9 protein-coding genes are annotated in these 10,653 nt (G+C 60.7%); all 9 read left to right on the top strand.

The features are described 5' to 3' along the window. Positions 1-56 precede the first annotated feature (56 nt). The 9 genes from MTR72_RS25040 to MTR72_RS25000 all read left to right on the top strand — a co-directional run bounded on the left by MTR72_RS25040 (position 57) and on the right by MTR72_RS25000 (position 10,650). Positions 57-1,289 carry a phosphopentomutase gene (locus MTR72_RS25040; RefSeq protein WP_341511375.1) on the top strand — a complete coding sequence of 411 codons (1,233 nt, stop codon included), beginning with the start codon at positions 57-59 and terminating at the stop codon, positions 1,287-1,289. 285 nt (positions 1,290-1,574) lie between these two features. Further along, positions 1,575-2,690: an NAD-dependent epimerase/dehydratase family protein gene (locus tag MTR72_RS25035; protein ID WP_341511374.1), complete on the top strand. Its 1,116-nt coding sequence runs from the start codon at positions 1,575-1,577 to the stop codon at positions 2,688-2,690. After that, entirely contained in the window at positions 2,687-3,778 is a 1,092-nt protein-coding gene (locus MTR72_RS25030) for an NAD-dependent epimerase/dehydratase family protein (protein WP_341511373.1), read from the top strand. The genes MTR72_RS25035 and MTR72_RS25030 overlap by 4 nt, the downstream gene beginning before the upstream one ends. 49 nt (positions 3,779-3,827) lie before the next feature. Then, the gene (locus MTR72_RS25025) at positions 3,828-4,958 is read left to right on the top strand and encodes a glycosyltransferase family 4 protein (RefSeq protein WP_341511372.1); all 1,131 of its coding nucleotides are present in this window, start codon (positions 3,828-3,830) and stop codon (positions 4,956-4,958) included. Continuing rightward, the gene (locus MTR72_RS25020) at positions 4,955-6,100 is read left to right on the top strand and encodes a CgeB family protein (protein ID WP_341511371.1); all 1,146 of its coding nucleotides are present in this window, start codon (positions 4,955-4,957) and stop codon (positions 6,098-6,100) included. Before MTR72_RS25025 ends, MTR72_RS25020 begins: the two co-directional genes overlap by 4 nt. Next, positions 6,097-7,188, top strand: a complete 1,092-nt coding sequence (locus tag MTR72_RS25015; RefSeq protein ID WP_341511370.1) for a CgeB family protein — start codon at positions 6,097-6,099, stop codon at positions 7,186-7,188. Before MTR72_RS25020 ends, MTR72_RS25015 begins: the two co-directional genes overlap by 4 nt. Further along, entirely contained in the window at positions 7,185-8,285 is a 1,101-nt protein-coding gene (locus MTR72_RS25010; RefSeq protein ID WP_341511369.1) for a CgeB family protein, read from the top strand. The genes MTR72_RS25015 and MTR72_RS25010 overlap by 4 nt, the downstream gene beginning before the upstream one ends. 247 nt (positions 8,286-8,532) lie before the next feature. After that, positions 8,533-9,582, top strand: a complete 1,050-nt coding sequence (locus MTR72_RS25005; RefSeq protein WP_341511368.1) for a UDP-glucuronic acid decarboxylase family protein — start codon at positions 8,533-8,535, stop codon at positions 9,580-9,582. A 144-nt stretch (positions 9,583-9,726) separates the two neighbouring features. Beyond that, the gene (locus MTR72_RS25000; protein ID WP_341511406.1) at positions 9,727-10,650 is read left to right on the top strand and encodes a c-type cytochrome; all 924 of its coding nucleotides are present in this window, start codon (positions 9,727-9,729) and stop codon (positions 10,648-10,650) included. Positions 10,651-10,653 lie beyond the last annotated feature (3 nt).

Here is a 10,653-nt window from a genome sequence, read left to right as displayed (position 1 = left end):
AACGTTCAAGATGATCGGGAGTTGGCCTCAGATTGTGTGCGAATAGAGAAATTGGGATGGCTCGCGCCCTCATTCTCGTGATGGATTCCGTCGGCATCGGCGCCGCCCCAGACGCCGCTCGTTACGGCGACGAGGGCGCGGATACGATTGGCCATATCGCCGAGGTCTGCGCGCGTGGGGAGGCCGATCGAGTGTCCCTGCGCGCCGGTCGGCTCCGGTTGCCGAACTTGGTTGAGCTGGGCCTGGGAGAGGCGTGCCGGATGGCCACCGGCCGCGTGCCGCCCGGACTGGAAGGTGACGCCGCTCCGATTGGACGGTACGGCTGCGCGGCAGAGATCTCGAAAGGGAAAGACACGCCGTCGGGCCATTGGGAATTGGCTGGCGCGCCCGTTCTCTTCGACTGGGGCTATTTTCCGCGTCAAGTGCCATGCTTCGCGCCAGAGCTCATCTCGGCGCTGTGTCAGCAGGCGAACGTTCCCGGCCTTCTGGGAAACTGCCACGCGTCGGGTACCGCAATTATCGCCGAACTCGGCAACGAACATGTCACGACAGGCAAGCCGATCTGTTATACCTCAGCCGACAGCGTTTTTCAGATCGCCGCGCACGAGACGAGCTTCGGATTGGCGCGACTTTACGACGTCTGCGCCGTCGCCCGAAAGCTGGTCGACCCGCTTCGGATCGGGCGGGTCATCGCGCGACCCTTCGTCGGCTCGTCAACCGAAGGCTTCGTCCGCACAGGAAATCGGCGCGACTACTCCGTTCCACCACCTGCTCCAACGGTGCTCGATCACGCCTCTATGGCCGGCCGCTGTGTCCTCAGCGTCGGCAAGATCGGCGATATCTTTGCGCACCGCAGCACCGGGCGCGTGCTCAAGGCGAACGGCAATGGTGCATTGTTTGACCGGACCCTCGAAGGAATGAACGCGCTGCCTGATGGCGGATTGCTGTTTGCAAATTTTGTTGATTTCGACACCATTCACGGCCATCGCCGCGATCCGGCCGGTTATGCCGCGGCGCTGGAGGATTTCGATGCGCGCATCCCGGCCATCCGCAAGATGATGCGCCCGGATGACATCATTGTTATCACCGCCGATCACGGCTGCGATCCAACCTGGCGCGGTACCGATCACACGCGTGAACAGGTTCCGGTGCTGTTGTTCGGACCATCGACCGGATCCGGTTCACTGGGCCGGCGCGAGACCTATGCCGATGTCGCTGCGGCCGTATCCGCACATTTGGCGCTCGCGCCAATGTCGGCGGGAACGGCGCGCGGCATGTTGCATAACTGAGGATCGCGCAATTACGGTCGATGGCCAGCTAACATATGATAATGAATTTGAACCCGACTAGCATCTGAGTTCTAGTGCCGCGCGAGCAGCTCCCGTCAGCCGCGCGCAATCCTCATCACAAATTCAGGAACGAACAATTTTGCTCCGCGTTCGACGCCTGTGTGCTCCGCGAGGCTGCGTCGGCTTTGCGACCAGAACATGCGCCTTTCATGAGACTAGCGCGTTCTTTCTCGGATCGACGAATTCCCTTTGATGAATATCAGGACAGCAGTTTCAGGAGCGACGATGTCGAAACGCGTATTGATCACAGGCGGCGCCGGATTCATCGGCTCCCATGTCGCCGACCTTCTGCTCTCGTCCGGCTATTCGGTGCGGGTGCTGGACGCGCTCACTTCGCAAGTCCACCGAGATGGCGCGCCTCCGATCTATCTTAATTCGGAGGTCGAACTTATCGTCGGCGATGTACGGAACGAGAGCGATGTCGAGCGGGCGCTTGTCGGCGCGGACATCGTAATTCATCTCGCCGCTGCGGTCGGCGTCGGTCAGAGCATGTACGAGATTGTCTCATATACGAGTGCGAACGATCTCGGCACTGCCGTGCTGATGCAAGCGATCGCCGCGCGGCCGGTCGAGAAGCTCGTCTGCGCATCCTCAATGAGTGTCTATGGCGAAGGTCTGGCGAGCCGCAACGGTGGAGACGAAATCGCGCCACAGCAGCGATCGATCGAACAACTTCGTCGCGGCGTTTGGGAGGTCCTGGATAACGACGGCGCACCGCTGAACCCATTGCCGACTCCCGAAAGCAAATCGCCTTCGTTGAGTTCGATCTACGCCCTGGGCAAATACAATCAGGAGCGTCAATGCCTGATTGTCGGCAGCGCCTATGGCATTCCGACCGTGGCGCTGCGGTTCTTCAATGTCTATGGACCACGGCAGTCGCTCTCCAATCCCTACACCGGAGTTCTATCGATATTTGCGTCGCGACTGTTGAACGACCGCACTCCCCTGATCTTCGAGGACGGCAACCAATGCCGCGACTTTGTGCATGTGCAGGACGTCGCGCGTGCGTGCAAGCTTGCGCTTGAATGTCGAGATGGCGTCAATGAAGTCTACAACATCGGCTCGGGTGAGCGCCGCACGATCAACTCCGTCGCAATCGATCTCGCCCGCGTCACCGATCGACCGCATATTGCTCCCTGCGTGACCGGCAAGTATCGGGCGGGCGACATTCGCCATTGCTTTGCCGACATCACCAAGGCGCGTAATCAGCTTGGCTATGCGCCGAAAGTCGATTTCGACACCGGATTGAGGGAGCTCGCGGAATGGCTCACCGGTCAAGCGGCCACCGATTCGGTTGAGGCCGCCACGCGAGAGCTGGAGAATCGGGGGCTGGTGGCATGAGCTTGGTCGCTCCCAACATCAAGACAACGTCCGATCGCGTGCTGGTGACCGGCGGCTGCGGATTTCTCGGCTGCAATATCGCAGCCAGCCTTGCTGCGCGCGGGCACAGCGTCCTGGCAATGGACAACCTGTCGCGTCGAGGATCCCGAGAGAACGCCGACTGGCTGAGGCACCGACACGGCAACAACGTTGCGATCGAGGTGGCCGATACCCGCGACACAGAGGCCGTCGACGCGTTGGTCTCGGCGAGCAGTGCCGTCATGCATCTCGCGGCCCAGGTGGCAGTTACCACCAGTCTCGCCGATCCGATCTCGGACTTCGAGGTCAATGGGCGCGGCACGCTCAATGTGCTGGAAGCGATCCGTCGGCACAATCCGCGTGCGCCGGTCATCTTTGCATCGACCAACAAAGTCTACGGCAAGTTGCTCGACCCTTCTCAGGTGCACCACGTCGATGGCCGCTACGTACCCGACGAGCCGCGACTCGCTCATGGTGTGGGAGAGGACACGCCGCTCGATCTGTACAGCCCCTACGGATGTTCGAAGGGGGCGGCGGACCAGTACGTTCGCGATTATGCCCGCGTCTTCGAACTGCGGTCGGTCGTACTCCGCATGAGCTGCATCTACGGCCCGCGGCAGTTCGGTAACGAGGATCAGGGCTGGATCGCGCATTTTCTGCTCCAGGCCATTCAGCAGCGGCCGATTACGATTTACGGAGACGGACACCAAGTGCGCGACGCCCTGTTTGTCGATGACGCCGTCAATGCCTGGATCGGAGCGCTCGACAACATTGATGAGGTTCCTGGCCGCATCTTCAATCTCGGCGGAGGGCCTGCCAACGCAATCAGCCTTTGGGACTTGCTCGAGTTCATTACCGAATTGCGCGGCAACCGGCCGGATGTCCGCCTCGATAGTTGGCGGCCCGGAGATCAGCCGTGGTACGTCTCCGACGTTCGCGCGGCATCGCAGGCGCTCAACTGGAAACCGCTGGTGCCGGTACGGCAGGGCCTGCAACGCCTGGAGCGTTGGCTGGATGGCCACGTGAGCACCAGCGCCCTGTCTCCGGAACTGCTGGAGGCGCGGATATGATGGCGGCGACTTCCCGCATGGCTCGCAGGCTGGCCTCGGAGCTGAGGCGATGATGCCACCGTGTCGACAGCTCCGGATCCTGATGACGACCGATACGGTCGGCGGCGTCTGGGTCTACGCGTCGACCTTGGCACGCGGGCTGTGCCGAAGGGGACTAGAAGTCTCGCTTGTGACGCTCGGTCCTGCGGCACGTAGCGACCAGGTCGAGGTCGTCAGCGGCACTCCCGGCCTGACGTTGGAGACAACCGATCTCGCGCTCGAATGGATCGATCCGGAAGGTCTGGATCTGTCGCGCGCCGCCGAGCGGCTTGCGTCGATCGAGGATCGCGTCAGGCCGGACGTCGTGCATTTGAACAGCTACCGCGAGGCCATGAGCGCCTGGCACGCTCCCGTCATTGTCGCCGCCCATTCCTGTGTGCGCTCATGGTGGCTTGCCTGTCGCGGAGAAGAGCCGACTGAACCGCGGTGGTTCCCTTACATGGCTAATGTTCATGCCGGGCTCGCCGCGGCGGATCGATGGATTGCGCCGACGCGGAGTTTCCGCGACAGGATGACCGAGCTCTACCAGCCCGAGAGGGCGGGCCTTGTGATCCGGAACGGACTCGAGGAGCACCTTGCGCCCAGCGGGAAGGAGCCTTTCATTCTCGCTGCCGGCCGACAATGGGACGAAGCCAAGAACCTGTCCATGCTGGCCGACCTCGCACCACAACTATCTTGGCCGATCCAGACGAACGGAGCGCTCGCCGTTTGCCACGACAAACATCGTCCGACCGGAAGCTCGCCTGAGCTGTCGCGTCTCGAGCTACTCGAGACGATGCGGCGGGCTTCAATCTTGGCGTCACCCGCCGTCTACGAACCATTTGGTCTTACTGTTCTCGAAGCCGCGGCGGCCGGCTGTGCTCTGGTCCTGTCCGATATCTCAAGCTTTCGTGAGCTTTGGGACGGAGCGGCTCTGTTCGTGGCCCCTCGCGACGAGGCCGGCTTTCGGACGACGCTCGCCCGTTTGATCCGCAATGATGCCCTGCGCACGGACCTTCAAACGCGCGCCGTCCGGAGGGCGCAACGCTACCCGCTGAGGGCGACGGTCGATGCGCATCTCGAATTGTATCACGAACTGGCAAGCGCCGGTCACGCCAAGACATCGGAGCCCCATGAACGGTCTGCCGAGGTGCTGCAGTGAAATTCGTCATGTTCTACCACTCGCTCGCATCGTGCTGGAATCACGGGAATGCCCACTTCTTGCGTGGCATCGCCCGCGAGTTGCTCGGGCTCGGACATCAAGTCACGGTATACGAGCCGCGCGACGGCTGGAGCCGACTCAATGCGATTCAGAACGGAGGCAGCGAGTACCTGCGTGAAGCCGCCTTGCTTGTACCTGGCGCAGTTCTACGGAGCTACGATCTGGCGACCCTCGACCTCGATGAAGCGCTGGATCAAGCCGATCTCGTTATCGCGCACGAATGGAATGACCCTATCCTGATCGAATGGCTCGGTGCGAAGCGGCGCGGCGGCGGACGATTTATCCTATTGTTCCATGACACGCATCACCGTGCCATAACGGCGCCCCACCAGATCGGTCGATTCCAGCTTGGCGACTACGATGCAGTTCTCGCCTTCGGCGAGGTGCTGCGCCAGGTGTATGAGCGCCTAGGTTGGGGCCGGCGAGCATTCACCTGGCATGAAGCGGCCGACGTCGCGCTGTTCAGACCTCGGCCGTACACGACCAAGGAATTCGATCTGATCTGGATCGGAAACTGGGGCGACGATGAACGGGACCGTGAGCTGCAGGAATTCCTTGTCGGGCCGGTCGTGGAAACAGGCCTCAGGACGCAAGCCTTTGGCGTACGCTATCCCAAGCCCGCGCGCGATCGGTTGCAAGCTGCCGGAATCGACTTCCACGGCTGGCTTCCGAACCATCGCGTGCCGGATGCATTTGCCCGCGCCCGGACGACTGTTCATGTACCCCGCCGCCCCTATGTCGAGGCGCTTCCCGGCATTCCGACCATACGCATGTTCGAGGCTCTCGCCTGCGCAATCCCGCTCGTCAGCGCACCGTGGGATGATGCGGAAGGGCTGTTTCCGCCGGGAAGTTTCGTCCCGGTGAAGAATGGGCAAACGGCGGCTGCAGCTCTCCGCAAGCTGGTGCAGGATGGTGAATTTGCCGCCGAGATTGCAAGCAGAGGGTTGGATACGATCCGCGCGCGTCACACGTGTGCTCATCGCGCCCACGAGCTGCTTGCGATCGCGCGAGCGCTTGGGATCAAAGGCAATCAGACGCGAAGCGACGCCGGCCCCGTAGCAGAACGGATGGTTTCGTCATGAAGATCGCTTTTTTTGGATCGAGCCTGGTGTCGTCCTACTGGAACGGTGCTGCAACCTACTATCGCGGTTTACTCAAGGCGCTTGCCGCGCTCGGCCAGCAGATCACCTTCTACGAACCCGATGCATTCGGCCGCCAGCAGCATCGGGATATTCCAGACCCGGAATGGGCCCGAGTCGTGGTCTATCCTGCAGCGGACGACGGGTGGCATCGCTCGCTGGACGAAGCGGTGCGCGACGCCGATTTGATCGCGAAGGCAAGCGGTGTCGGCGTATTCGACAAAGAACTCGACGTGGCGGTCTCCGAACTCACGCGCGCCGGGCTGATGAAAGTCTACTGGGATGTCGACGCTCCGGCGACCCTCGAAAGCATGGCGAGCGACCCACTTCATCACCTGCACCGGGCAGTTCCCCGTTATGACCTGGTCCTGACTTATGGCGGCGGCGATCCGGTGGTCGAGAGCTATCGCCGCTTTGGCGCACGCCAATGTGTCCCCGTGTACAACGCGTTGGACCCTCAGACCCATTATCCTGTCCCCGCTCGAAGCGACTGTGCATGTGATCTTAGCTTCCTCGGCAACCGACTTCCGGATCGCGAGGCACGGGTCGACGAGTTCTTCCTCACGCCCGCGCAAATGCGTCCTCATCGCAAGTTTCTGCTTGGCGGCGCGGGTTGGGACCGCAAGGCAGTACCGGCTAACGTCAGGATAGCAGGCCACGTCGGCAGCGGCGAACATAACGTGTTCCTTTGCTCCGGACTTGCCACATTGAACATCAATCGCGACAGCATGGCACGCTTCGGGTTTTCGCCACCGACACGGATTTTTGAAGCCGCCGGCGCCGGTGCGTGCATCGTTACCGACGCCTGGATAGGCATCGACAACTTCCTCGAGCCGGGCAAGGAAATTCTCGTCGTGAGGGGCAGCCACGACGTGGTCGAACTGCTCGACGGGCTCGGGTCAGAGCAGGCAAAGCGTATCGGTCAGTCCGCGCGGAAGCGCATTCTGAGTCAGCACACCTACTCGCAGCGAGCCAAGCAGTTGATGGAGGTCCTAAACGTCGCAATCAGCAACAGCGAGGCAGCGGAATGAAGCTCGACATCGTGATGTTAGGACTTTCCATAACCTCCTCATGGGGTAATGGTCATGCCACTACATATCGTGCGCTGATCAAAGCGCTTGCCGCACGAGGCCATCGCATAACGTTTCTCGAACGCGACGTGCCCTGGTATCGCGACAATCGGGACCTAACCAGCTCAGCGCATTGTCGCATCAAGCTCTACGATTCGTTGAAAGACGTATCGCAACAGTGTGGCTCGACGGTGTCGGCGGCCGACGTCGTCGTGCTTGGCTCATTCGTGCCGGATGGCGCCGCTCTCGGCGAATGGATTACCAGTATCGCGCGAGGCGTCACCGTCTTCTATGACATCGACACTCCCGTAACCGTCAGCAAGCTCGCAACCAATACTGCGGAATATATCAGCGCTGCGATCGTTCCTCGTTTTGACCTGTATCTGTCGTTCACCGGAGGTCCAATCCTCGAGTTGATAAAGGGCATGTACGGAAGCCCGCGGGCACACGCACTCTACTGCGCTGCGGACACTGACGTTCACAGACCCGTCAATGTGCCAACGCAGTGGACGCTCGGCTACATCGGCACGTACAGCGAGGATCGGCAACCGCTCCTGGAGCAGCTTCTCGTGGAACCCGCCCGCCGGCTGCCGAAGCACAGGTTCGTCGTGGTGGGAGCTCAGTATCCAAGCACTGTGGCCTGGCCGGACAATGTCCAGCATATCGAACATCTGCCGCCTGGCTCGCATTCGACCTTCTATTGCAGCCTACGGTACACGCTGAATGTGACGCGGCAGCACATGGCGGCGGTGGGCTATTCGCCGAGCGTTCGACTGTTCGAGGCTGCAGCATGCGGCGTCCCGGTGATCAGCGATCACTGGCCAGGCATTCAGGAGTTCTTCGTCCCAGATCGTGAGATTCTCCTCGCGAGCAATGCCGACGACGTTGTGAGAATCCTTTCACGATCGGACGACCGCCAGCGCCTCAACCTTGCGGCTGCCGCACGCGAGCGTGTCCTTAACGGCCACACGGCCGAAGCGCGGGCGATCGAATTTGAACAATACGTGAGAACGGCAATCAGCCGGCCCGCCGATATACCATCCGTCGCGGCGGTGTAGTTGCTACACTAGTCCAGTCCGCCCGTCCTTCCCGTTTCGTCGGGATGTTGTCATCCGTGCACACCCTGCATAGGGCGACATCTTCCGAAATTCCATTCCACGCAGCGGCTTGGATCGAGGTTAGGAACGGTCGCACGAAATATTCGTTTGTACATTGTGGACGGCGACCAAGCCTCCGCAACGCGGACGTGTCGATCGATCGCAAATGTTGTTGCAGGTGGCTTGCAAACGAAGAAAGGGAAGCATAATGGGCTTCGCCTCGAAGCTGAATATTGTCGTGACAGGAGGAGCAGGCTTCATAGGCTCGCACCTATGCGACCGGCTCATCCAACAAGGTCATCGCGTATACTGTGTCGACAACCTCGTAACGGGAACGTTCTCCAACGTTCGGCCTCTGCTGAATCATCCCGATTTCGAGTTCATCGAGCACGATATTCGCGATCCTTTGGAGATAGCCGGTCGGATCGACCGTATCTACAATCTGGCGTGTCCGGCCTCTCCTCGTCATTATCAGCGCGATCCGATTGGCACTTTGCACACCTGCGTCATTGGTGCAGGCCATGTCATCGAGCTGGCCAGAGAGAAGCGGGCACGAGCCCTACAAGCTTCGACCAGCGAGGTCTACGGCGATCCGGATATTCATCCGCAGCCGGAGACTTATTTTGGAAACGTCAATCCAGTTGGGCCTCGCGCATGCTATGATGAAGGCAAGCGTGCTGCGGAGACTGTCTTTTTTGATTGTCATCACATTTATCGCATACCGATCAAGGTCGCGCGCATCTTCAATACCTACGGTCCGCGCATGCTGGAGAACGACGGCCGTATCATCTCGAACTTCGTCGTGCAGGCTCTCAAAGGCGAGCCCATTACAGTCTATGGCGATGGCTCGCAGACACGATCCTTTTGCTACATCGACGATCTATTGGCCGGTCTCCAGCTTCTGATGGAAAGTCCACCGGAGATCATCGGCCCGTTCAATCTCGGCAATCCCGAGGAGCAAACTGTCAGACAGATTGCCGATCTGATCGTCGCGCAAACGCGGTCGAAGTCCACGATCGAGTATCATCCGCTACCTCGTGATGACCCCAGACGTCGCCGCCCCGCCATTTCACGCGCGCGCGATGTACTCGGTTGGAGTCCGAAGATCAGTCTTGACGAGGGACTGCGCGCGACCATCAACTATTTCTCGCTAAGGCTTTTCACTGACGAACGAGTCCGACGGCGACCGGACAGCGGATCGCATACCAGGTCACGACAGCGGTCGAACGCACTGTCGCGCCCAGCCTTGGCGCGGTAATGAGGTGTCCCCGCTCGGGTCCTTGTTAGCGCATTGGTGCACCAGCCGACCGGAGGACTTCATCGCCTAGAACTGCCGCCCTCGCTCGCGAACCCGACGGCGGCAGCCGCATTCTTGAGCAGTCTGTTTTTTGAGCGAGGCTATATGGTGCGTGCGGGCTCCTGGCTGGCGATCCTGCTTGCGGCGGGTGCTGTCGGTGCGATAGCCGCGGTCTGGGTTCTCACCGAACCGCGCCCCGCGTTTTCGCACAGTTCGGACGCTGCGTTCAACGAAGGCGGCGACCCGGCCAAAGGACGACTCATCTTTGTAGCCGGCGACTGCGCGTCGTGCCATGCATCGCCGGGGCAGTCGAACCGACTTCGCCTCGGCGGGGGATTGGCGTTGGCCTCGCCTTACGGAACCTTTCGAGTGCCCAACATATCGATGGATCCCAAGGATGGAATCGGCTCGTGGCGCACGGTCGATCTCGCCAACGCCCTGCTGAGCGGAGTGTCTCCGGACGGATTTCACTATTATCCGGTGTTCCCATATTCGAGCTACTCTAAAATGCAGGTCGGCGATATCCGAGACCTCATGGCCTATTTGAGAACCCTGCCCGCGGTATCTGGCAAGCCGCCTCCCCATGCTCTTTCTCCGCCGTTCCGCGTTCGACGCCTGATTGGCCTTTGGAAGCTCCTGTTTCTCGACAAGGAGCCGATCGTTGCCGATAAGGAGCGAGATGCTGCTTGGAATCGCGGCCAATATCTTGCCGAAGCCGTGGCGCATTGCGCGGAATGCCATTCGTCCCGAAACCTGCTCGGGGCCATCCGGCCCGACACGCGATTCGCGGGCGGCGTGGATCCGGAAGGTGTCGGCTATATCCCCAACATAACACCAGGACGGATTGGCGGCTGGACCACTGCGGACATCGCCGAGCTGCTGAAGTCTGGCAATACGCCGAACCATGGCCGTATCGGATCCTCGATGACCGACGTTGTAACCAACACTGCAATGCTGCCTCAGAGCGACCGCAATGCCATTGCGGTTTACATCAAGTCACTGCCGTCGCGCGAGACGCCAAGGCCATAGCAA

This window comes from Bradyrhizobium sp. ISRA442, assembly GCF_038085055.1.
Classification (GTDB): domain Bacteria; phylum Pseudomonadota; class Alphaproteobacteria; order Rhizobiales; family Xanthobacteraceae; genus Bradyrhizobium.
The sequence above is the reverse complement of the archived record's forward strand: the minus strand, read 5'-3'. Positions and strand labels throughout refer to the sequence as shown.